Raw genomic sequence first — 22209 nt, forward strand, 5'->3', positions numbered from 1 at the left:
TGAGGCGGCAGGGGGACCGTAGGGACTGACCAGCCGATCGTTCCCCCGCGTAGTTCGGGAAGCAGGAGGAAACGGTGGGCCCTCGGGTCGATGACGACAGAGCGGGCACAAATGGTCGGGGCCGTGGTTTCAGACGTCACACCTTTACCCTGCACGCACGCAATTGGAATTGCATGCCGAGTGTTCCATACGAGTAGCTCGGGGGCAGGATGCTCCTGTCCGTTCATCCAGCGGACTGGATGCCCCCGTATCTGGTTGGCTGGGCGCCGGAGCCCGGTAGGAGTGAGCGGCGTCGGTGTGTCGTACGCGGTGTGAACGCATACGGCGGTCCGGTGCCCGCTCAGTCCACCCCTGTTGCAGTCATCGAGGGATCTATGGACATGCTGTGGCCCGACCGGCTGGGAGTGGGGGACCGGGTCCGATTCGGCGGACGCGCCTGCACCGTCACGGAACTCTACGGTCGCCGGCTCACGCTGGCGGATGCCTTCGGCGGGGTGCAGCAGGTGGATGTGGTGGCACTCCTCCAGAGCGATGGATTCGAGGTGCTCGACCACGAGCCCAGGCCCACACAAGACCGGGCACAGCTGCTCGGCGAAGATGCTGCCCAGCGGGCTCGCTGGTGGCGGTCCCACGTCGTCGAGGTGATGACGGGGCTGCCGTGGGACGCGCCTCCGGGTTCGCAGCCGCGTGATGCCTACGATCCGGCCCGACACACGCTGGGCGAACGGGAGGAGGCCAAGGCCGAGGAACTCGCGTGGGCCGGAGTGCACGGTGCTTCGGTGCGGACCGTGCGCCGCAAGCGGCAGCGTTATGCCGTAGAGGGGCTCGCCGGACTCGCAGACGGACGAGCCGTGCGACGTGAAGACGCGAGGGCGCGATGGGATCCGCGGGTCATGGATGCCATGAGGGAAGCGGGCTTCGACTCCGCGCATGGAGAGCGGAACGTGGAGACGGTGCGTCGCCTCGTGGCGCAGCGGCTCCAGAGCGCCGTGGAGGCAGGCGAGTTGACGCTTCCGTCCAGATCGGCCTTCCACAGACTGTATGCCGAGATGGTGGCAACCGACAGCCTGCGTGGCCCACAGCGGTGGCCGGGGCGCCTTGTGGTGCTGGACACTGTGTGGCTGCCCTCATTTGCGGAGGTGTACGCGGTACGCGGCGGGCTGCGGCTGGTTCTCGCGATCGATGTGGACACCTCGGTGTTGCTGACCGCCGTGGTCCACGAGGGGCTGCACCCCCTCGACCCGGCTGCCCTGTTGGCTCGAATGTGTGTCCCCGCGGACCAGAGGGCTTCCTGGGGCGTATGGCCACCGGTGGTGCTGGAGGCCGCGGCCGGGGAGAGACCAGCAGCTCCTGTGATCCGTCCGGAGGTCCTGGTGGTCGACCGGTCGCCCGTTCTACGCGCGCGCCGCCTGACAGAAGCATGTCGCCGCCTCGGGATCCGGGTGCAGTACGGGACAGGCACCATCCCGACAGGAAAGGTGTCCGTCGAGACGTTGGCTGCTCATGTTGCGGCACGGTTCTCGGACTATCTGCACTCGCCGGCCGGAACTTCAGCCCGTGCTGCGGGGTGGCCGGTGGAGCAGGTGCAAGGGCTCCTGGACGACTGGGTCCAGGTGGACTGGTCCCGGCGCGAGCTCCCCACATATGACGGCGCGCTTACAACACCCGACACTTCCGGAAGCCCAGCGTCACGTTACGCGATGCTCGTGGCACGGAGCGGATGGATCACCCCGCCCCTGGAGCCGGTGAAGTTCCTCGATCTACTGCCGAGCGCGCGCCGGGTGGTCAGCCCGTCAGGGGTTCACCTCCGCGGCCGCCGCTACGACGGTCGGGTCCTGGACAGGTTCCTCCGACGCGTACCACCTTCCGGGCGCAGTGCGTCCTGGAGTGTGCGCTGGGATCCCTACGACACACGTCAGATCTGGATCTGCACCCCGCAGGCCGAATGGGTGACCGTCCCGTCCGCGTCCACCTCTTCCCTACGGCACGAGACACCAGCCGAACCGAGCCACCACGAGCGCCCGAGCCTTGTGCACACCCGCGTCACCCAAGGAATCACCCCGGGTACGGCCCTGACGCCGCGCACCTTCGACGACACGGGACGAAAGCCTCTGCATCCCCCTCCGCCTGTGACCGCACCGGCACAGATCCGGGTGGCGTACCACGCCCAACTCCCCCTGTACACACCCGATGTACTGGCGGCTGTGGCGCGGGCCGAGGACTTGATCGTGCTCAACGAACATGGGGGAGGGGCACGACGCAGCATTCTGTTGAACGGTGCGGCCGGCACGGGGAAGACCACCGTGCTCCAAGAACTCGCTCGCCGCTGCACCGAATGGTTCCCCACGGTGTCGGATGACGGGGCCATGCCCGTGGTTCAAGTGCGACTGCCACCTGCTCCCACCGCCCGGGTTCTGCTCCGCGAGCTGGCACGCGCGGCCGGTTCGCCTGCTCCCGCCCGCGGCACCATCACCGACCTCATCCGCCACGTCCGCGACAGTCTGGCCGCCAAGCACACGCGCCTGGTCCTCGTCGACGAGTTCCATCAGTTCCATACCAGGGCCGAACAGCCCTCCCCCGTCACCGAAGTGGTGGCCTATCTGTGCGACAGCGTCCAGGCCACCTTCGTCTTCGCCGGATTTCCACCTCGGACCGGGGAGTGGGGCGCCCATCGCCGGCTGCTGTCCGTCTCACTCGGTCCGATGACGCTGGGTGAGGCCTGGCTAGACATGATCGCGCGAGCCGAGGCGGCACTCCGGCTGCGGGCACATGTCCCGGGGACGCTGCCTGAGCTTGCCGGTCATCTCCACGAGCTCACCGGTGGGAGCGCCCAGCACTTGGCCTATCTCTTGCGCAGCGGATCGATCCGGGCCATCCGAGAGGGAGTGGAGGAACTCAACCGCCCCCTGCTCGACGACCTCGCTTCGCCATGGCGGGCGACCACCCAGTGACCCTGGCGTGGTGGACTCCAGACCAGATACAGCGGGACATTCACCGCACTTGCGCAGTCGCTGGCCAGTTGCCCCGGCGGGGCAGCCAGCACCCGCGAGTGACCGCGTCAGGAGTATTCGGTCACGCATTCACTGCTCGAACGAATAAATAGGTACATATCGGGCGAATAATTCAATCCATTGACCGCCCGAAGATTGCCACATCAACTCAGAGACATATATGCCAGGGGCCCTCTACCGTTGCCCCATGGCCCACTATGCGACCGAGCAGAGTCAGCCTTCCGAAGCCGCAGATGAGATGGAGTTGCTCGTCGTTCAGTGCGACGCAGCAATTCGGAAGTACACGGAAGTCATCGCCTCTCTCGAGGAATCGCTCAACGCGGCACGCGACCGGTACGCCCGGCTCGTCGAGGCCAGGGATGAGGCCCAAACCGTTGCGGTGAATGCACGGTCCGTACTCCACCGCGCAAGCGCCTTGTTCAAGACGGAGCCCGGCTTCGATGCGGCTTCAGCCCGTCTGCGGGTCGTCCCCGACGAACCCTCCTCTGGCACGCCCCCCTCTGCGGGCGAAGCGGACGAACCCTCGACGCCCGAGCACGGTGCGGACTCATCCGCCCCAGCAGCAGAGGAACCTCCCGTCGAGGTACTGGTACGTGGTGCCCGGATGAAGGAGATCCTGACTGCGATCGGAGCGCGCCCCGACCTCAGCTGGGGCACCGCCGATGTCGCTGCCGTGCTCGGTGTCACCGAGGAAAACGCGGCCGGCCGCCGGGCGCTGCGTGAGAATCTGCGCAATCTCGCCATGCGCGGTGCGCTGGAACGCGTTGCCGTCGAGGGTGACTTCCACACCTACTACCGGCCCCGGATGAACTGGAGGTTCGTCTAGCGGATCCGCGTCTCACCATCGAGGCCCTCAGCACCGGTCACACCTAATGACCGCCGCCGCATAGAACGATCCAGGTTGCCCCCCGGATCAGCGGCGACGGTCTAGCCCGTTAGGCCGTCTCCGACAGTACCCGGGTTCATCCGGGCGCGTTCGGCATTCGGCCATTCCTTCGTGCCTTCTTTTCACGAGGAGTCGAATGTCCACACGAATTCACTTCGGCGGATTTCCCGGCGCGCGTCCTGGCCACAGGTCCACGTCGAGGGCTTTTTCCAGGTTCGCGATCGTCAGCAGGTCGCACCACACCTCACCGCCGAGCACCTTCATGATGGTCAGCCGGGCGACGTCGCTGCGCCGGGAGACCTCCGCGATCGACCACCCCCGCGCGTCGATCGCCCTGCGCAGCCGCGAGGCCACTTCCTGGGCGACCAGCGCCCCGTGGTGGTCATCGAGCACGGCGTGCGGCCAGGTTCCCTTGAGCCGGTACTCGGCGGGGCTGCGGCTTCGCTTGTCTCCTTGTGACACAGCGAAGAGTGTCGCCCATCCGGACCTCCTGACATGACAGCGGCCGCAATCTCCCCTGAATGTTATTGGAATGGCACCCCTGCTGGGGTCCTTTCCTGGTGGAGAGTCACGATGGATGCGATCGAGCGGTACCGACCCCAACTACCCGCTCCGGTATGGGAGCGGGTAGGGCCGGACTGCCGTCGTGCGGTGGCCCGGGCGAAACCTTCCTCGCCGAAGGAGGCCCGCGACTGGCTCGGTGCGCTTGCACATGCCGCCGCGCACGCGGACGGCTGCGGGCGCCCCACCAAGGCCGAGTTCCTGGTCACCCGTGAAGCCGTCGAGTGGTACCTGGCCACTGGATGCCTGCACGTGGGCGAGGCATCCCGCGGCAACCGCCGGTGTCGCCTGAGCGCCCTGCGCCACGCCCTTCTCGGCCCCGACCTGATCACCGGCGTACCTGCCGCCTACGCCGGCTCTGACGCTTCCCGCCCCTACACTCGAGCTGAACAGGCCCAGCTCTACGCCTGCGCCCGCGCGCAGCCCACAGCGGAGCTCCGCTACGGCTTCCTCACCCTGCTCGCCCTCGGCCTCGGCTGCGCCCTGGATTCGCCAGAGATCATCCCCGCGCGAACCCACGACGTACGCGAGGTACCCAACGGGGCGGTGGCCATCGCCGTACGGGGCCGACGTGCCCGGCTCATGTTGTGCCGCCAGTCCTGGGCGACCGTCCTGATCGAGGTCGCCGCCTGGTCGTCCGCACCGGGCGCGGCCCGCTACCTCTTCCGCCCGAACAGCTACACGCGGGGTGCCAACACGGTCACCCATTTCCTGGCCCGCGCGAAGTTCAGCCCTGGCACCCCACCGCTGGTGATGGGCCGGGCCCGCGCCACCTGGCTCGTCGACGCCATCGAGGCCCGGATGCACCTGCCGACCTTGATGGCCGCCGCCGGTCTGACCACCCTGCGCTCCATCGACCGGATCATGCCCTACGTCCGCAATCTCAGCGCTGACGAAGCGGCCACTGCCCTGCGGGAGCTGTGATGACCAGCCGTCTCCAACGCCACGCCCGGATCGCCAATCTCCGCTCACGCCGCCAAAGCGTGGGGGACGAGGAGGTACAGACGGTCCTCGCCCACCTGGACGACTGCGACCTCATCGAGGACGTAGAGGCCCTGGTCATGAAGTGGACCGGGCGCAAGCGGAACATCAGCGTACGCGGCCTGCTGGTCGGCATGTTCCTGGCCTCCAACCGCAACCGCGGCAGCGTCATCCTGACCCATGTCGCCGACCTGCTGGCTTTCTCGCTGAGTGACACCATGCGCGAAGAGCTCGAGGTCCACCGCTACCCGGACAACGACCGCGGCTTCGAAGCCATCTACGCCGTCGTCCGTCGCCTCTTCAAAGCCATCGTCAAAGAGGTCGACCCCTCCCCACTGCCCAAGGGCCGACGCCTCGACCTCGACGTCGTAGCCGAGCTCCTGGCCTCCGCGGACCACTCCGAACTCGCCGACCGCCGCGAACTCATGCTGACCATCGCCAACAAGATCCTGGGCACGTCCCTGCTCGATGCCCAGCCTCTCCTCGAGGAGACACCGAACGGCTCGGCCGTGGTCGACGCCACCGTCTTCGGCACCTACTCCAAGGGTCTGGGGCGGGAGAGCACGGTCACCGCCACCGACCCCGAAGCCGGCTGGTACGTGCGCACGACCAAGCACAAGGACCCACTCGCCCTCGACGGCCTCGCCCCCACCCCTTCCAGGCAGCAGAAGAAGGGTGCGAAGCAGCCGAAGGAGAAGGACCGGGTCAAGAAGAAGCTCTACGGCTACGACGCCACCCTCATCGTCTTCCGTAATCCTGACCATCACGGCGCACCCCTGCCCGATGGCTCCGCCGACCCCGATGTCGTCCCCGCGCTCATCCTGGCGATGTCCGTCGAAAAGCCCAGCTGCCGTCCAGGCGAGGCCGCCGTCGAAGCACTCCGCCACGTCGACCCCCGATACGCCCGCAACTTCCTCGCCGGAGACCGTCTCTTCAACAGCCAGAGCGAAGACATCTTCCAGCTCCCCATCCGGGCCATGGGGTACCAGCCCGTCTACGACTACAGCAAGGACCAGCTCGGCGCCCATGGCGACATCGGCGGCGCACAGCTCGTCGAAGGCAACTGGTACTGCCCTTCCATGCCCGCCGAGCTGATCACCGCCACCCACGACCTCGTCGTCACCGAGACGATCGACCAGCAGACCTGGATCAACCGCATCCGCGCACGCACCGCCTACCTGCTCATGCCCAAGCAGGCCACCGACGCCGAGGGCCACCGCCGCATGATGTGCCCGGCCGAAGCCAAACGCACCCAGTGCCCCCTCAAACCCCACACTCTCGGCCGCGGTATCCACCTCCCCCTCGTGGACCCCGTCCCCCGCCCCGAAGGCCCTCCCAAGGTGTGTGAGAAACACAGCCTGACCGTCCCACCCGAGGCCGGCGCCAAGCTCTGGCAACCCCTCCAATACGGCACCGCCGAGTGGCAACGCGTCTACTTCCGCCTCCGCAACTCCATCGAGGGCATGAACGGATTCGCCAAGGACCCGCTCCGCGAACGCATCGAGCCCGGCGGCACGCGTCGCATCCGCGGCATCGCCGCCCAGACGATCCTGCTGGCCTTCCAGCTCGCCCACGCCAACAAACGCAAGCTCCAGAGCTGGGCCGACGCCGTCGCCCTCAACGGCGACCGCCCACGCCGACGCCCCACCAGGCGCCGACAGACCAAAGCACTCGGGACCTGGACCCCCACCGGCTACATCGCCACAGCCTGACCGGCCCGGCCCTGCAGACATAGGGGAACAGTCACAGACAGACCAAGATCTGGATCGTTGGCGGCACCACAACGCCGGCGGTCCCATTGCCATGCCCAGTCGGCATCCACCACTCCAAGGCCGGCACCCGTCAGCCCAGGCAAAGCAAAACGGTCGTCATCGTGATCACGATGACGACCGTTTCGTCGTTGCAAAGAACACCGTTTCGTCGGTGTCCCCAAGTGGGCGAGGGGGGATTTGAACCCCCACGTCCCGAAGGACACTGGCACCTGAAGCCAGCGCGTCTGCCGTTCCGCCACTCGCCCGAGTAGCTACCAGTGGTTCTTCCCTTGCGGGCCGTTCCCCTGGCGACATCGGAACATTAGCACGTAGGACGGGGGGGATTCACATCGCTTTCCGGGCCCCCGAGAGCCCGCCCGGGGGCGGCACCTCCCGCACTCGGCTCCGGGTGCGGGACACTGTCCCCGGGGCGCCCCTACGATCGCTTGTGAGGACCAACACTCCTGCGCTCGTGACCGATGGGGAACCACCCGAATCCGCCATGCGTGGATACGATCAGTAAGCAGTACAGGGCGACAACGACGGAGGAGGTGCCCCATGGGAGTCCTGAAGCGGTTCGAGCAGCGACTCGAAGGTCTGGTGAACGGCACCTTCGCCAAGGTGTTCAAGTCCGAGGTCCAGCCGGTGGAGATCGCCGGCGCCCTCCAGCGGGAGTGCGACAACAACGCCACCATCTGGAACCGGGAGCGGACGGTCGTCCCGAACGACTTCATCGTGGAGCTGAGCGCGGGCGACTTCGATCGCCTGAGCCCCTACTCGGGCCAGCTCGGCGACGAGCTCGCGGGCCTCGTCCGCGACTACGCCAAGCAGCAGCGCTACAGCTTCATGGGCCCCATCAAGGTCCACCTGGAGAAGGCGGACGACCTGGACACCGGTCTCTACCGGGTCCGCAGCCGCACGCTCGCCTCCAGCACCTCCCAGGCCCCGGGCCAGCCGGCCCAGGGCCAGGGCCAGGGCCAGCCGGCCCCGCCGGCCCAGCCGGGCGGCTACGGCTACCCGCCGGTCGGCGCACCGCCGATGCCCCCGGGACCGCCCCCGGGCGGACCCGGCGGCGCGCGCAGGGCGGCTCCGGCCGGCCAGGCCCCCGCGGCTCCCGCGTCCCCCGGCGGCGGCGTCCGGCGCCACTGGATCGAGATCAACGGCACCCGCCACCAGATCTCGCGCCCCACGCTCGTACTCGGCAGAAGCACCGAAGCCGATGTGCGGATCGACGACCCCGGCGTCTCGCGCCGGCACTGTGAGATCCGGACCGGAACGCCCTCGACGATCCAGGATCTCGGGTCCACCAACGGCATCGTGGTGGACGGGCAGCACACCACCCGCGCTACGCTCCGCGACGGTTCGCGGATCGTCGTGGGCAGTACCACCATCATTTATCGGCAAGCCGAAGGGTGAAGCGGGGGCAATGTCAGAGCTGACCCTGACGGTCATGCGGTTGGGTTTCCTGGCCGTTCTGTGGCTGTTCGTCATCGTGGCCGTCCAGGTCATCCGCAGCGATCTCTTCGGTACGAGAGTCACGCAGCGCGGTTCCCGGCGCGGCGCAAGCACCGCCACCGGCGCCCCGCAGCAGCAGGGCCGCCAGGCCGCGGCTCCACCGCAGCAGCGCCAGCGCCGCGGTGCGCCCACCAAGCTCGTCGTCTCCGAGGGCACCCTCACGGGTACCACGGTGGCCCTCGCGGGTCAGACGATCACCTTGGGGCGCGCCCACGACTCCACGATCGTGCTGGACGACGACTACGCCTCCAGCAGGCATGCCAGGATCTACCCCGACCGTGACGGGCAGTGGATCGTCGAGGATCTCGGGTCCACCAACGGCACGTATCTCGACCGGACCCGGCTGACCACCCCGACGCCCATTCCGCCGGGCGCCCCGATCCGCATCGGCAAGACCGTCATCGAGCTGCGGAAGTAGTACGAGAATGAGCGAGCGGAGCGAGCGAGCCGCAGTGGTCCGTCCCACCGGGGACACGGACCCGAGCGCGCTCCCGACCGGAGGGTGGGCAGTGTGGCTCGAGACCGGTTGTACCCGGAGGCAGCGTCGTCGACAGGGCAGGTGCGCATGAGTCTGTCCCTGCGGTTCGCCGCCGGATCGCACAAGGGCATGATCCGCGAGGGAAACGAGGACTCCGGCTACGCCGGACCACGTCTCCTCGCGATCGCCGACGGCATGGGCGGCCAGGCCGCCGGTGAAGTCGCCAGCTCCGAGGTGATCTCCACGCTCGTGCAGCTCGACGACGACGTCCCGGGCTCCGACATCCTCACCGCGCTCAGCACCGCCGTGCAGCGCGCCAACGACCAGCTGCGCTCCATGGTCGAGGAGGACCCCCAGCTCGAGGGCATGGGCACCACGCTCACCGCCCTGCTGTGGACCGGCCAGCGCCTCGGCCTCGTCCACGTCGGGGACTCCCGCGCCTACCTGCTCCGCGACGGCGTCCTCACGCAGATCACCCAGGACCACACCTGGGTGCAGCGCCTCGTCGACGAGGGCCGCATCACCGAGGAGGAAGCCACCACGCACCCGCAGCGCTCCCTCCTGATGAGAGCGCTCGGCAGCGGCGACATCGTCGAACCCGACCTCTCCATCCGCGAGGTCCGGGTCGGCGACCGCTACCTCATCTGCTCCGACGGGCTCTCCGGCGTGGTCTCCCACCAGACCCTGGAGGAGACCCTCGCCGACTACCACGGCCCCCACGAAACCGTGGCCTCGCTCATCCAGCTCGCGCTGCGCGGCGGCGGCCCCGACAACATCACCTGCATCGTGGCCGACGTCCTCGACACCGACAGCGGCGACACCCTGGCCGCGCAGGTCAACGACACCCCGGTCGTCGTCGGCGCGGTCGCCGAGAACCAGCACCACCAGCTCTTCGACGGCGGCAACGCCATGCAGACGCCCGCCGGCCGCGCCTCCGGGCTCGGCCGCCAGGCCCCCCCGCCCGCCGGCGCCTTCGGCCCCCCCGGCAGCGGAGAGGCCCCCGGCTACGGCGGCTACGGCGCCCAGGGACAGGGCGGCGGAGCCGGCGGGTACGGCGGCTTCGGCGAGCCCGACCCGTACGACGGCGACGCGGGGTACGAGGACACGTACGACCACCCCCGCAGGCGGCGCGGCAAGGGCCGCAAGTGGACCACGCGCACGCTGACCCTGCTCGTCGTCCTCGGCGTGCTCGGCGGCGGCCTGTACGCGGGCTACCGCTGGACGCAGACCCAGTTCTACGTCGGCGTCAAGGGCGAGCACGTCGCGCTCTTCCGCGGCATCAGCCAGAAGCTCGGGCCCCTGGAGCTCTCCAAGGTGGAGACCGACCGCCCCGACATCGAACTGAAGTACCTGCCGACCTTCAAGCGCAAGCAGGTCGAGGCCACCATCAGCGAGGACAGCCTCGACGGTGCCCGCGAGAAGATCGACCAGCTCGGCACCCAGGCATCCGCGTGCAAGAAGGACGAGGAGCGGCGCGCCGCCGAGGGGCAGAACAACCAAACACCCGGCCCCGTCCTGACTGCCGCCGAGCAGCAGGTCGTCGGCCTGTGCGAGAAGCAGTAGACAGACGCGGGCACAGGGGGCCTGCCACACCATGAGCGTTGTCACCAACACGACCACCATCGGCGCCATCGAGCTGCCGAGCCGGCGGAACACCGAGCTCCTGCTGCTCGCCTTCGCCGTGGTCATCCCGATCTTCGCCTACGCCAACGCGGGGCTGTCGATCCACGGGAAGCTGCCCCCGGGCATGCTCACCTACGGGCTCGGCCTCGGCGTGCTCGCCGGCATCGCGCACCTCGTCGTACGCCGCTACGCGAAGTACGCCGACCCGCTGCTGCTGCCGATCGCCACGCTCCTCAACGGGCTCGGCCTGGTGCTGATCTGGCGTCTCGACCAGTCCTCGCGCCTGCAGAACACGGCCAAGCGGATCTACGGGGCGTTCTCCGAGTCCGCGCCCCGGCAGATGATGTACACGGCTCTCGCCATCGCCCTGTTCGCGGGCGTGCTGATGGTCCTCAAGGACCACCGCGTGCTCCAGCGGTTCACCTACATCTCGATGGCCGCCTCGCTCGTCCTGCTGATCCTGCCGGTCATCCCGGGCCTGGGCGCGGACGTCTTCGGCGCCAAGATCTGGATCAGCGTCGGCGGATTCTCCATCCAGCCCGGTGAGTTCGCGAAGATCGTCATCGCCGTCTTCTTCGCCGGCTACCTCATGGTCAAGCGCGACGCCCTGGCACTGGCCAGCCGCCGCTTCATGGGCCTCTACCTGCCGCGCGGCCGCGACCTCGGCCCGATCCTGATGATCTGGGCCATGAGCCTGCTCGTCCTCGTCTTCGAGAACGACCTCGGCACCTCGCTGCTCTTCTTCGGCATGTTCGTGATCATGCTGTACGTCGCCACCGAGCGCACCAGCTGGATCGTGATCGGCCTGCTCATGAGCGTGGGCGGTGCGGCCGTGGTCGGCGCGACCGCGAGCCACGTCAAGGCCCGCGTCACCGCCTGGCTCGACCCCTTCGCCTGCTACCAGAAGTCCGGTGCCTGCGAGCAGGTCGGCCAGTCGATCATGAGCTTCGGCTCCGGCGGGGTCCTCGGCACCGGCTGGGGGCAGGGCAACTCCGACCTCATCGGATTCGCCGCCAACTCCGACTTCATCTTCTCCACCGTCGGCGAAGAGCTCGGGCTCGCCGGGGTCATGGCCTTCCTCCTGCTCTACGGCCTGATCATCGAGCGGGGCGTGCGCACCGCCCTCGCCGCCCGCGACCCCTTCGGCAAGCTCTTCGCCATCGGCCTCTCCGGCGCCTTCGCCCTGCAGGTCTTCGTCGTCGCCGGCGGAGTCATGGGGCTCATCCCCCTCACCGGCATGACGATGCCCTTCCTCGCCTCCGGCGGCTCGTCCGTCCTCGCGAACTGGATCCTCATCGCCGTGCTCATCCGGATCAGCGACACCGCACGCCGCCCCGCCCCGGCCCCGGCACCGTCCCCCGACTCCGAGATGACCCAGGTGGTCCGCCCGTCATGAACAAGCCCCTGCGCCGCATCTCGATCTTCTGCGGGCTGCTCGTCCTGGCACTGCTCGTGCGGACCAACTGGCTCCAGTACGTCAAGGCCGAGGAACTGAGCACCCGCAAGGAGAACCGCCGGGTCCAGATCGCCCAGTACGCCACCGAGCGCGGCAACATCATCGTCGAGGGCAACCCGATCACCGGCTCCGCCGTCACCGACGGCAGCGACTACAAGTACAAGCGCACCTACACCGAAGGCGCGCTGTGGTCCCCGGTGACCGGCTACGCCTCGCAGGCCTTCGGCTCCACGCAGCTGGAGTCCCTCGAGGACCAGATCCTGACCGGCAACGACGACCGGCTGTTCTTCGACCGCACCGTCGGCATGTTCACCGGCGAGAAGAAGCAGGGCGGCAACGTCGTCACGACGCTCAACGCCGCCGCGCAGAAGGCCGCGTTCGAGAAGCTCGGCGACAAGAAGGGCGCCGTCGCGGCGATCGACCCGCGCACCGGCGCGATCCTCGCCCTCGTCAGCACCCCCTCGTACGACCCCTCCGTCTTCGCCGGCAACTCCAAGACCGACGAGAAGAACTGGGTCGAGCTCAAGGACAGCGAGGACAAGAAGCTGGTCAACCGCGCCCTGCGCGAGACCTACCCGCCCGGGTCCACCTTCAAGGTGGTCACCGCCGCCGCGGCCCTGGAGCACGGCGTGGTCCAGGACATCAACGCGGCGACCGACACCCCCGAGCCGTACATCCTGCCGGGCACCAAGACCCCGATGGTCAACCACGCCAGCGGGTGCGAGAAGGCCAGCCTCATCGAGGCCCTGCGCGTCTCCTGCAACTCCGTCTTCGCCAACATGGGCGACAAGGTGGGGCGGGACAACATGGTGAAGACCGCCGAGAAGTTCGGCTTCAACAACGACAAGATCGACATTCCGGTCCGCGCCTTCGCCAGCGTCTACGACAAGACCATGGGCAAGGACGGCAACGCCCAGAGCGCCATCGGCCAGTTCAACACCGCGGCCACCCCGCTGCAGATGGCCATGGTCACCGCCGCGATCGCCAACGACGGCAAGCTGATGAAGCCGTACATGGTCGACCAGCTGACCGCGCCCAACCTCGACGTCATCGAGAAGCACGACCCGCAGGAAATGGGCCGGCCGGTCTCCGGGGAGAACGCGAAGAAGCTCCAGGAGATGATGGTCAACGTCGTCGAGAAGGGCACCGGCGGCAACGCCAAGATCAAGGACACCGTCGTCGGCGGCAAGACCGGCACCGCCCAGCACGGCGAGGGAAACAAGAAGCGCCCGTACGCCTGGTTCATCTCCTACGCCGAGAACCCCGACGGCAGCTCGCCCGTCGCCGTCGCCGTCGTCATCGAGGACAGCGACGCGAGCCGCGATGACATCTCCGGCGGCGGTCTCGCCGCACCGGTTGCCAAGGCCGTCATGCAGGCCGTATTGAAGAGCAACAAGGTGTGACGGAAGAGGCCGGGCACCAAAAGAGAGCCGCAAGGGGCACACAGGCGTGATCCGGGTCACCATTCCCGTCCGGATCCGTGCGTACGGTACCGGTCCGGTATCAGCCTGTGGTCACGAACCGATCACCGACGATCGGCCGGTAGCCTTTGCGCGAACAGCACACCGCCGGACCACACACGGGTGCGGTCGGGACTGACGGAGAGGGCTGCAACGTTATGGAAGAGCCGCGTCGCCTCGGCGGCCGGTACGAGCTGAGCCACGTGCTCGGCCGCGGTGGCATGGCCGAGGTCTACCTCGCCCACGACACCCGGCTCGGCCGTACCGTCGCCGTCAAGACCCTGCGCGCCGACCTCGCCCGCGACCCGTCCTTCCAGGCCCGGTTCCGGCGCGAGGCCCAGTCGGCCGCATCGCTCAACCACCCGGCGATCGTCGCCGTGTACGACACCGGCGAGGACTACGTCGACAACATCTCCATCCCGTACATCGTGATGGAGTACGTCGACGGCTCGACCCTGCGCGAGCTCCTGCACTCCGGGCGCAAGCTGCTGCCCGAGCGCACCCTGGAGATGTGCATCGGCATCCTCCAGGCGCTGGAGTACTCGCACCGCGCCGGCATCGTGCACCGCGACATCAAGCCCGCGAACGTCATGCTGACCCGCTCCGGCCAGGTCAAGGTCATGGACTTCGGCATCGCCCGCGCCATGGGCGACTCCGGCATGACCATGACGCAGACCGCCGCCGTCATCGGCACCGCCCAGTACCTCTCCCCGGAGCAGGCCAAGGGCGAGCAGGTCGACGCGCGCTCCGACCTCTACTCGGCCGGCTGCCTGCTGTACGAGCTCCTCAGCGTCCGGCCGCCCTTCATCGGCGACTCGCCGGTCGCCGTCGCCTACCAGCACGTACGGGAAGAGCCCCAGCCCCCGTCGAACTTCGACCCCGAGATCACGCCCGAGATGGACGCGATCGTGTTGAAGGCGCTGGTCAAGGACCCCGACTACCGCTACCAGTCGGCCGACGAGATGCGCGCCGACATCGAGGCCTGCCTCGACGGGCAGCCCGTCGCCGCCACCGCCGCCATGGGCGTGGCCGGCTACGGCTACCCCGACCAGAACCACGGCTACGGGCACCAGGGCTACGACCAGCCCACCACCGCCCTGCGCACCGCCGACCCGGGCCAGACCTCCATGCTCCCGCCGATGCCCCCGGGTGACGGCGGCTACGGGTACGGGGACCAGGGCGGCTACGACCAGGGCGGCCACGGCCGCCGTCCGCAGAAGAAGAGCAAGGCCTCGACGATCCTGCTGGTGACCGCCGGCATCCTCGTCCTGGTCGGCGCGATCCTCATCGGACGCTCCCTCTTCAGCGGCGGCGCCGACAACCGGCCCGTGGTGCCCAAGCTCATCGGCGAAACCTTCGAGCAGGCGCAGAAGAGCGGCGACAACCTCGGCCTCACCGTCCAGAAGGACGGCGAGATGCCCTGCGACGCCGCGCCCAAGGGCAGCGTCTGCGAGCAGAACCCGGTCGAGGGCACCAAGGTCGACAAGAAGTCCGTCATCAAGGTGAAGGTCTCCACCGGCGCGCCCAAGGTCGCCGTTCCGGACGTCATCAACATGCCGGTCGCCGACGCCGAGAAGGCGCTCACGGCCAAGGGCTTCCAGGTCGACAAGAAGATGGTCGAGTCCCCGCGGTCCCCCGGCACCGTCCTCGACCAGAACCCGAAGAGCGGCGGCGAGGCCGAGAAGGGCTCGTCCGTCACCCTCGACGTGGCCAAGGAGCAGTCCAAGGCGATCGTCCCGGACCTGCTGGGCAAGAACAAGGATCAGGCCTCCAAGGCCCTCACGGACGCCAAGCTGAAGCTCGGCAGCGTCACGGAGGTGGACTCCCCCGGGGCCCCGCCGAAGTCGGTGGTCCAGCAGGACCGCCCGGCCGGCGACTCGGTCGACGTCGGCTCGGCGGTCAACATCTCCATCGCCAAGGCCGTCCAGCAGGTCCCGGTCCCGAACCTGGCCGGCAAGACGGTCAACCAGGCCAAGGCCGAGCTCGCCTCCAAGGGTCTGGTCTTCGGCAACGTGCTGTCGGGTCCGAACGAGGGGAAGGCGATCGTCCTGACCTCGGACCCCGGCCTCGGCCAGATGGTCGCCCCCGGCACGGTGATCAACGTCAACACCCTCGCCGGCGGCCAGCAGAACGGCGGCAACAACAACGGCGGCGGCGGCTTCTTCGGAGGCCTGGGCGGCTAGCCTCCGGCGGAAGCAGCGCGAAAGGTCCGGCCCCTCTCGACGAGAGGGGCCGGACCTCTTTCCGAGCATCCTCGGCCAAGGTCCCGCGCCGAGCCGACGCGGCCCTCTACGCGGCCGCCTGCGCCTTTACCCGCGATCCCTGGCCATCGGGGACCCCGGGAGGCGTCACGGTCGTCCACAGGGGCCTCTTGGAGGCCTGGAGCGCCGGAGTCCGGCTCCAGGTGCTCCGGTCCTCCTAGCGCAGCTCCGCGGGGAGGGTGCGCTTGTCGTCGACCTTCTCCGTGCGGACCAGTTCGCCCCACACGATGTAGCGGTACTTCGAGGTGTACACGGGTGTGCAGGTCGTCAGGGTGATGTAGCGGCCCGGAGCCGTCTTGCCCGACTCCTTGGGGACCGGGCTGATCGCGTCCACGTCGTAGCGCGAGGTCTGCTTCAGCTCCGCGAAGACCTTGTACACGTACCAGGTGTCCCGGGTCTCGAAGACGACCGCGTCGCCCTTGCCCAGCTTGTCGATGTCGTGGAACTTGGCACCGTGCCCGTCCCGGTGTGCCGCCAGCGTGAAGTTGCCCGTCGCGTCCCACGGCAGCGCCGACTTGATCGGGTCCGTGTAGTACCCGGCGACGCCCTCGTTGATGACCTCGGACTGCGTGCCCCGCTTGACGAGCACCTCGCCGTTCTTCATCGCCGGCACGTGCAGGAAGCCGATGCCGCCCTGGGTGTCCAGCGCCCCCGGCTCGGCGGGCGCCGACGGGGCAGTCGCCGGCTGCTCCCACTGTTCGCGGATCGCGTCGCCGCGCGCCGAGGCGTCCCGGTCCGCCAGCACGTTCGTCCACCACAGCGAGTACGCCACGAACAGGCCGAGCACCAGGCCCACCGTGATCAGGAGCTCGCCCAGCAGGCTCAGGAACCCCGCGAGGACGCTGCGACGGGGGGGCGGTGCGGCACGTGACACTGCGAAATCCTCTACGGGCTGGCCAGTTCGGGCGGAGCACCCTGGCTGCGGGGGCGTTCTGCGGTCATCCTGCCCCATACGATCAGCCGGTAGGTGCTGGTGAACTCCGGGGTGCAGGTGGTCAGGGTGATGTACCGGCCCGCGGATGTGAAGCCGGAACCCTCGGGTACGGGTTTGAGCACGGAGACGTTCTTCGTCGACGTCTGTGCCAGCTGAGAGGTCGTCTCGTACGTGTAGTACGTGTCCCGCGTCTCGACCACGATCTTGTCCCCCGGCACCAGCCGGTTGATGTAGCGGAACGGTTCGCCGTGCGTGTTGCGGTGCCCCGCCAGGCCGAAGTTGCCCTGGACGTCGGACGGCATCGCCGACTTCACCGAGTTCTCGCCGCCGTCGTAGTGCCCGACCAGACCCTTGTCGAGCACCTTCGGCTTGCTGATGCCCTCCGCCACGGGCACCTTCACGTCCAGCTTCGGGATGTGGAGGATCGCGAAGCCCTGGCCCGGCTCGAAGGCCGACACGGGCGGCGCGGCCGTCCCGGCCGTCCCAGCCGTCCCGTCGCCGCCGCTCTCCCAGTTCTGCTGCAGCGATCCGGCGGCGTCCTGGGCCGTCCGGTCCGCCAGGAAGTTCGTGTACCAGATCTGGTACACGACGAAGAGCAGCATCACCAGGCCCAGCGTGATGAACAGCTCCCCGCCGAGCCGGCTGGCGACCACCACCGGGCCGCCCGAGGCGGGCCGCCTGCGCCGGCGGCCCCGGCCCCGGCTGCCCGTGCGGTTACGGGCGCGCTTCGCGGCCTGCTGCGCCGCCCTGCGCCGCGCGGCCCGGCCCTCCGAGGGCGCGGACGGCGCGAGGGACGTCACGCGACGGCCTTGCCCACCACCGGGGCGAGCCCCACCGAGCGCTCCACGGCACCCGCGTCACCGCAGCGCACCAGCCAGTTCGCGAGCATCCGGTGGCCCCACTCGGTCAGCACGGACTCGGGGTGGAACTGCACACCCTCGACGTCGTGCTCCCGGTGGCGCAGGCCCATGATGATCCCGTCCTCGGTCCGCGCCGTGACCTCCAGCGCGTCCGGGAGGGTCAGGGGCTCTGCGGCGAGGGAGTGGTAGCGGGTCGCGGTGAAGGGCGACGGCAGGCCGGCGAAGACGCCGAGGCCCTCGTGGAGCACGGGCGAGGTCTTGCCGTGCAGCAGTTCCGGGGCCCGGCCGACGACCCCGCCGTAGGCGACGGCCATCGACTGCATGCCGAGGCAGACGCCGAAGACCGGTACGCCCGTGTCCGCGCAGTGGCGGACCATGTCCACGCAGACTCCCGCCTCTTCCGGGGTGCCCGGTCCGGGGGACAGCAGGACGCCGTCGAAGCCGTCCTGGGCGTGGGCGAGTTCGACCTCGTCGTTGCGCAGCACCTCGCACTCGGCGCCGAGCTGGTAGAGGTACTGGACCAGGTTGAAGACAAAGCTGTCGTAGTTGTCGACAACCAGAATGCGCGCGCTCACGGAGTGGCTCCCGATCCCTCGTCCACCGTCACATCGTTGAACGGAAGCAGCGGCTCGGCCCACGGGAAGACGTACTGGAACAGCACGAACACCACCGCGAGCACCAGCACGAGGGAGATCATCACGCGTACCCACGCGTTGCCCGGCAAATGCCGCCAGATCCAGCCGTACATGCCGCCTGTGTCCTTTTCGTCCACGATCGTTCAACGCACCGCGGGGGCGGTACAGCCACAGCCTAAAGCCAGCCGCCCGGCGCGGAGGGTCACCTTGCCAAACCCTCGGGCCTTCCCTCGGCGACGGTCCGCGCCAAGGTCAGCTCGGCCCAGACGACGAGCCGGTGGCTGTGGCCCCATTCCGGGTCGCAGGTGGTCAGTGTCAGGTACCGGCCGGGGGCGGTGAAGGGCGAGCGGCCCGGCACCGGGTCCACCACCCCGAACTCGTCGGGCAGCACGCGCAGCGCCTCGCGCCGGACGGTGTACGTGTACCAGGTGGTCGCGTCCTTGAGGATGACGGCGTCGCCGGGGCGCAGCTCCGGGATGTCCTTGAAGGGGTCGCCGTAGGTGCGGCGGTGGCCGGCCACCGCGAAGTTCCCTTCGCCGCCGAGCGCGGCCGTGCCGGAGTAGTGGCCCAGGCCCTTCTTCAGCAGGTCGGTGCCCGTGCCCTCCAGGACCGGCTTGTTCCAGTCCGGGCCGAAGCGCGGGATGTACATCTCGGCGAAGGCCTGGTCCGGGGGGTAGCCGGCGGGCCGCGGGGCCGCCGGGGAGGCGACGGGGGCGGGTCCCGGGGCGGGTCCGGTGGCGGCCGCGGGCGCCGCCGACCAGCGGTCGCGCATCCGGGCCATCTCGCCGTCCATGGCCTGGTCGGCCTTGACCCCGGTCCACAGCATCACGTAGGCCACGAAGAGCACGATCAGGGAGCCGGCGGTCAGGCACACCTCGCTGAACGTCCGTACCAGCAGGCGCAGTACGACGTCACGGGGTGGCGGACTCCAGCGGCTTCGCATAGTGGAGGTCCACTGTGCCGGAGTAGCCCGGCAGTGTCAGCGCCTTGTGCTCGTCCACTTTCCAGCCGAGCCCGTACGCGTTCACGTACAGCTGGTAGTTCTGCAGGGCCGGGGAGGCGGCGAGGGCCTTCTTGAGCGCGCCCGGGTCGCCGACCGCCGTCACCTTGTACGGGGGCGAGTACACGCGGCCCTGGAGGATCAGGGTGTTGCCCACGCAGCGGACGGCGCTGGTGGAGATCAGGCGCTGGTCCATGACCTGGATGCCCTCGGCGCCGCCCTGCCACAGGGCGTTCACGACGGCCTGCAGGTCCTGCTGGTGGATCACCAGGTCGTTGGGCTGGGGCTCGGGCACGTTGGGGATGCGGGCCGTGGCGTTGGGCGGGGCGTCGTTCAGGGTGACGGTGACGGCCTTGCCGGTGATCTCCTCGGTGCCCGAGGCGACGCGCAGAGCGGCCAGTCGGGCGTCCTCGGCCTTGGTGCTGCCGTCGTCGCGCTCGGCGAGGGCGTCGACCTGGCCGCGCACGGTCGCGGTGCTCTTCTCCAGGTCCAGATTGCTCTGGCTGCGCTCGTGGATCAGGTCCGAGAGCTTGAGGAGCGAGGCGTCCGTCCGGATGTTCGTACCCTTGGAGGTGTTGAAGCTGGTGACGAAGATCAAGCCGGCCAGGGCGAAAACGGCGGCCGTCAGCAGCCGGACCGGTCTGGCACGGCGACGGGGACCCGCGGAGGAGTCGTCGGAATTGCTCAACGTACCCTTCTCCTTCAACGCCACAGGTCCACTACGCTAACGGACGCCCGGGGCAGGCAACGTCCCCAGCCCATCGACAGGAGAGCCCCTCGTGCCGAAGTCACGTATCCGCAAGAAGGACGACTACACCCCGCCGCCCTCGCGGACGCCACAGACGATCAAGCTGACGAACCGCAACTGGGTCGCCCCGGTCATGCTGGCGTTCTTCCTGGTCGGCCTGGCGTGGATCGTCGTCTTTTATCTGTCCGAGACCCAGCTTCCGATCGAAGCTCTCGGAAATTGGAACATTGTGGTCGGTTTCGGCTTCATTGCGGCGGGATTCGGCGTCTCCACGCAGTGGAAGTGACCGCGCCGAAGCACGGCGAAAGCCCCGCGACACCCCCGCGATAGTCGCGCGGCGGCAGCGGCCGCGCAAGCTCTCCCCATGAGTTATCCACAGCGTCATCCACACCTGAGGAAAAGACAGAAGATCTGTGGATAACTCTGTGGAGAGTTGACGCCGGTGTGATCAGGTGAGTGCGGAAAGTTCGGCCGTTCGGACCGCGATCACGACTGCCGCCAGCAGGAACACCGCCACACAGGTGCCCCACTGGACGAGTTTGCGATTCCGGGCGCCGCTCTTCGTCGCGGGCCGCAGCAGGCCCAGCGCGAGCAGCGCACCGGTCACCAGACCGCCGATGTGGGCCTGCCACGACACACTGAGCCCGCCGCCGAACGGCACGAAGGTCAGTACCAGCATGAACACCACCACGGTGATCAGCGGGCGCATCTCGTAACGCATCCGGCGGGCCAGCACCACCGTGGCGCCGAGCAGCCCGAAGACGGCCCCCGAGGCGCCGAGGGTCGCGACGTTCGGCGGGGTCAGCAGATAGACCACGGCGCTGCCGCCCAGGGCCGACAGCAGGTACACGGCGAGGTAGCGGGCCCGGCCGAGCGCCTGCTCCAGCGGTCCGCCGATGAACCACAGGCCGAACATGTTGCCGACGATGTGCCACCACTCGACGTGCAGGAACGCCGAGGTCAGCAGCCGGTGGTACTCGCCGGTCGAGACGCCTTCGAGCGGACCGCCGATCTGCTCGCGGTAGCGGCCGAGGAGCTCCAGCTGGATCGCCAGCTCGGGGAAGGCGGCGGCCGCGAGGAATACGGCCGCGTTGATCCCGATCAGGATCTTGGTGACCAGGTGCGGATCGGCGGCGACGACCCCGCCGGCGATGGTGCGCGGGGTGTTGGCGGCGGGCCCGCGGCCGCTGCCCGAGCCCGCACGGACGCATTCGGGGCACTGGAAGCCGACCGAGGCGCTGATCATGCACTCGGGGCAGATCGGCCGCTCACAGCGCGTACAGCGGATGCCGGTCTCGCGGTCCGGGTGGCGATAGCAGCCCGGAAGACGGTCGGTGTCCATCGGTCCCCTCGGTCGGCGGCGGGCGCGGCGGATCCGCCGTGCCCGTCCGGTACGTAACGAGGACGGACGGGCGGGGCCGAAAGGTTCCCTGGCGCTTCCAGGTCCGGTCCGGGCGGTCGCTCGGGATCAGCCCTCAGCGGTTCTCGATGACGACGGACTGGATGACCACGTCGTCAAGGGGGCGCTCGGTGCGCGGGTTGGTGGCGCCGGAGGCGATGGCGTCCACGACCTTCCGGCTGTCCTTGTCGGTGATCTCGCCGAAGATGGTGTGCTTGCGCGTCAGCCAGGCGGTGGGGGCGACGGTGATGAAGAACTGCGAGCCGTTGGTGCCCGGGCCGGCGTTGGCCATCGCGAGCAGGTAGGGCTTGGTGAAGGCCAGGTCGGGGTGGAACTCGTCGGCGAACTGGTAGCCGGGGCCGCCGGTGCCGTTGCCGAGCGGGTCGCCGCCCTGGATCATGAAGCCGCTGATGACGCGGTGGAAGACGGTGCCGTCGTAGAGCGGATCCGTGGTCTTCTGCCCGTCCGTGGGACGCGTCCATTCGCGGGCGCCGGTGGCGAGTTCCACGAAGTTCCGCACGGTCTTCGGAGCGAAGTTCGCCAGCAGCTCGATCTCGATGTCGCCTTGGTTGGTCTTCAGGGTGGCGTAGAGCTTCTCGGCCACGGATCTGCCTTCCATAGTCATCACTGTCGGTTTCAGATCCTCCCAC

General features: G+C 68.8%; 19 protein-coding genes, 1 tRNA gene and 1 pseudogene. 11 read left to right on the forward strand and 10 right to left on the reverse strand.

Going from position 1 to position 22209, the window contains the following annotated elements:
* Positions 1 to 311 precede the first annotated feature (311 nt).
* Positions 312 to 2951, forward strand: coding sequence for an AAA family ATPase (locus J7F03_RS42265; protein WP_214947313.1), 2640 nt, complete (start codon positions 312 to 314; stop codon positions 2949 to 2951).
* Between the two features lie 247 nt (positions 2952 to 3198).
* Positions 3199 to 3837: a hypothetical protein gene (locus J7F03_RS04500; protein WP_214947314.1), complete on the forward strand. Its 639-nt coding sequence runs from the start codon at positions 3199 to 3201 to the stop codon at positions 3835 to 3837.
* A gap of 210 nt (positions 3838 to 4047) precedes the next feature.
* Here J7F03_RS04500 and J7F03_RS04505 read toward each other — a convergent pair whose 3' ends face one another.
* The gene (locus J7F03_RS04505) at positions 4048 to 4359 is read right to left on the reverse strand and encodes a helix-turn-helix transcriptional regulator (protein ID WP_214947315.1); all 312 of its coding nucleotides are present in this window, start codon (positions 4357 to 4359) and stop codon (positions 4048 to 4050) included.
* Between the two features lie 189 nt (positions 4360 to 4548).
* On the opposite strand from J7F03_RS04505, the gene J7F03_RS04510 reads away from it, so the two are divergent.
* Positions 4549 to 5382, forward strand: coding sequence for a hypothetical protein (locus tag J7F03_RS04510; RefSeq protein ID WP_214947316.1), 834 nt, complete (start codon positions 4549 to 4551; stop codon positions 5380 to 5382).
* Complete coding sequence (locus J7F03_RS04515; protein ID WP_214947317.1) at positions 5382 to 7151, forward strand: hypothetical protein; 1770 nt, start codon at positions 5382 to 5384, stop codon at positions 7149 to 7151. The genes J7F03_RS04510 and J7F03_RS04515 overlap by 1 nt, the downstream gene beginning before the upstream one ends.
* Before the next feature lie 222 nt (positions 7152 to 7373).
* Here J7F03_RS04515 and J7F03_RS04520 read toward each other — a convergent pair.
* Positions 7374 to 7456, reverse strand: a tRNA-Leu gene (locus J7F03_RS04520).
* 292 nt (positions 7457 to 7748) lie between these two features.
* On the opposite strand from J7F03_RS04520, the gene J7F03_RS04525 reads away from it, so the two are divergent.
* The 6 genes from J7F03_RS04525 to pknB all read left to right on the forward strand — a co-directional run bounded on the left by J7F03_RS04525 (position 7749) and on the right by pknB (position 15905).
* Entirely contained in the window at positions 7749 to 8606 is an 858-nt protein-coding gene (locus J7F03_RS04525) for a DUF3662 and FHA domain-containing protein (protein ID WP_214947318.1), read from the forward strand.
* A 10-nt stretch (positions 8607 to 8616) separates the two neighbouring features.
* Complete coding sequence (locus J7F03_RS04530) at positions 8617 to 9123, forward strand: FHA domain-containing protein (protein WP_214947319.1); 507 nt, start codon at positions 8617 to 8619, stop codon at positions 9121 to 9123.
* A gap of 147 nt (positions 9124 to 9270) precedes the next feature.
* Positions 9271 to 10746: a PP2C family serine/threonine-protein phosphatase gene (locus tag J7F03_RS04535; protein ID WP_251071402.1), complete on the forward strand. Its 1476-nt coding sequence runs from the start codon at positions 9271 to 9273 to the stop codon at positions 10744 to 10746.
* A 31-nt stretch (positions 10747 to 10777) separates the two neighbouring features.
* On the forward strand, positions 10778 to 12202 hold the full coding sequence (locus J7F03_RS04540; protein ID WP_214947321.1) for an FtsW/RodA/SpoVE family cell cycle protein: 1425 nt from the start codon (positions 10778 to 10780) through the stop codon (positions 12200 to 12202).
* Positions 12199 to 13665, forward strand: a complete 1467-nt coding sequence (locus tag J7F03_RS04545) for a penicillin-binding protein 2 (RefSeq protein ID WP_214947322.1) — start codon at positions 12199 to 12201, stop codon at positions 13663 to 13665. The genes J7F03_RS04540 and J7F03_RS04545 overlap by 4 nt, the downstream gene beginning before the upstream one ends.
* A 215-nt stretch (positions 13666 to 13880) precedes the next feature.
* On the forward strand, positions 13881 to 15905 hold the full coding sequence (gene pknB, locus J7F03_RS04550) for a Stk1 family PASTA domain-containing Ser/Thr kinase (RefSeq protein ID WP_214947323.1): 2025 nt from the start codon (positions 13881 to 13883) through the stop codon (positions 15903 to 15905).
* 235 nt (positions 15906 to 16140) lie between these two features.
* On the opposite strand, the gene J7F03_RS04555 is transcribed toward pknB, so the two are convergent.
* From J7F03_RS04555 to J7F03_RS04580, 6 genes and pseudogenes are all read right to left on the reverse strand, one after another.
* Complete coding sequence (locus J7F03_RS04555; RefSeq protein ID WP_308379072.1) at positions 16141 to 16857, reverse strand: class E sortase; 717 nt, start codon at positions 16855 to 16857, stop codon at positions 16141 to 16143.
* 11 nt (positions 16858 to 16868) lie between these two features.
* A pseudogene (locus tag J7F03_RS04560) lies at positions 16869 to 17732 on the reverse strand (class E sortase); the annotation flags it as partial.
* Positions 17714 to 18352 carry an aminodeoxychorismate/anthranilate synthase component II gene (locus J7F03_RS04565; protein ID WP_214947326.1) on the reverse strand — a complete coding sequence of 213 codons (639 nt, stop codon included), beginning with the start codon at positions 18350 to 18352 and terminating at the stop codon, positions 17714 to 17716. The pseudogene J7F03_RS04560 and the gene J7F03_RS04565, both read right to left, overlap by 19 nt.
* Entirely contained in the window at positions 18349 to 18525 is a 177-nt protein-coding gene (locus J7F03_RS04570) for a hypothetical protein (protein ID WP_214947327.1), read from the reverse strand. Before J7F03_RS04570 ends, J7F03_RS04565 begins: the two co-directional genes overlap by 4 nt.
* Positions 18526 to 18614: 89 nt before the next feature.
* Complete coding sequence (locus tag J7F03_RS04575; protein WP_214947328.1) at positions 18615 to 19355, reverse strand: class E sortase; 741 nt, start codon at positions 19353 to 19355, stop codon at positions 18615 to 18617.
* On the reverse strand, positions 19324 to 20100 hold the full coding sequence (locus J7F03_RS04580; RefSeq protein WP_214947329.1) for a DUF881 domain-containing protein: 777 nt from the start codon (positions 20098 to 20100) through the stop codon (positions 19324 to 19326). Before J7F03_RS04580 ends, J7F03_RS04575 begins: the two co-directional genes overlap by 32 nt.
* Before the next feature lie 91 nt (positions 20101 to 20191).
* On the opposite strand from J7F03_RS04580, the gene crgA reads away from it, so the two are divergent.
* A complete protein-coding gene (gene crgA / locus J7F03_RS04585; protein WP_214947330.1) occupies positions 20192 to 20446 on the forward strand; it encodes a cell division protein CrgA in 255 nt (84 codons plus the stop codon).
* 162 nt (positions 20447 to 20608) lie between these two features.
* Here the strand turns inward: crgA and J7F03_RS04590 are convergent, their stop codons facing one another.
* Positions 20609 to 21502, reverse strand: a complete 894-nt coding sequence (locus tag J7F03_RS04590) for a rhomboid family intramembrane serine protease (RefSeq protein WP_214947331.1) — start codon at positions 21500 to 21502, stop codon at positions 20609 to 20611.
* A gap of 133 nt (positions 21503 to 21635) precedes the next feature.
* Positions 21636 to 22163, reverse strand: a complete 528-nt coding sequence (locus J7F03_RS04595) for a peptidylprolyl isomerase (RefSeq protein ID WP_214947454.1) — start codon at positions 22161 to 22163, stop codon at positions 21636 to 21638.
* Positions 22164 to 22209: the final 46 nt, after the last annotated feature.

The organism is Streptomyces sp. ISL-43 (assembly GCF_018614195.1).
In the GTDB taxonomy this organism is placed as follows: domain Bacteria; phylum Actinomycetota; class Actinomycetes; order Streptomycetales; family Streptomycetaceae; genus Streptomyces.

Excerpts from the sequence above, each read along its gene's own strand:
- J7F03_RS04590 (WP_214947331.1), bottom strand. The coding sequence starts at position 21,502 with ATGGACACCGACCGTCTTCCGGGCTGCTATCGCCACCCGGACCGCGAG.
- pknB (WP_214947323.1), top strand. The coding sequence starts at position 13,881 with ATGGAAGAGCCGCGTCGCCTCGGCGGCCGGTACGAGCTGAGCCACGTG.
- J7F03_RS04500 (WP_214947314.1), top strand. The coding sequence starts at position 3,199 with ATGGCCCACTATGCGACCGAGCAGAGTCAGCCTTCCGAAGCCGCAGAT.
- J7F03_RS04530 (WP_214947319.1), top strand. The coding sequence starts at position 8,617 with ATGTCAGAGCTGACCCTGACGGTCATGCGGTTGGGTTTCCTGGCCGTT.
- J7F03_RS04575 (WP_214947328.1), bottom strand. The coding sequence starts at position 19,355 with ATGCGAAGCCGCTGGAGTCCGCCACCCCGTGACGTCGTACTGCGCCTG.
- J7F03_RS04570 (WP_214947327.1), bottom strand. The coding sequence starts at position 18,525 with ATGTACGGCTGGATCTGGCGGCATTTGCCGGGCAACGCGTGGGTACGC.
- J7F03_RS04535 (WP_251071402.1), top strand. The coding sequence starts at position 9,271 with ATGAGTCTGTCCCTGCGGTTCGCCGCCGGATCGCACAAGGGCATGATC.
- J7F03_RS04540 (WP_214947321.1), top strand. The coding sequence starts at position 10,778 with ATGAGCGTTGTCACCAACACGACCACCATCGGCGCCATCGAGCTGCCG.
- J7F03_RS04545 (WP_214947322.1), top strand. The coding sequence starts at position 12,199 with ATGAACAAGCCCCTGCGCCGCATCTCGATCTTCTGCGGGCTGCTCGTC.
- J7F03_RS04525 (WP_214947318.1), top strand. The coding sequence starts at position 7,749 with ATGGGAGTCCTGAAGCGGTTCGAGCAGCGACTCGAAGGTCTGGTGAAC.
- J7F03_RS04515 (WP_214947317.1), top strand. The coding sequence starts at position 5,382 with ATGACCAGCCGTCTCCAACGCCACGCCCGGATCGCCAATCTCCGCTCA.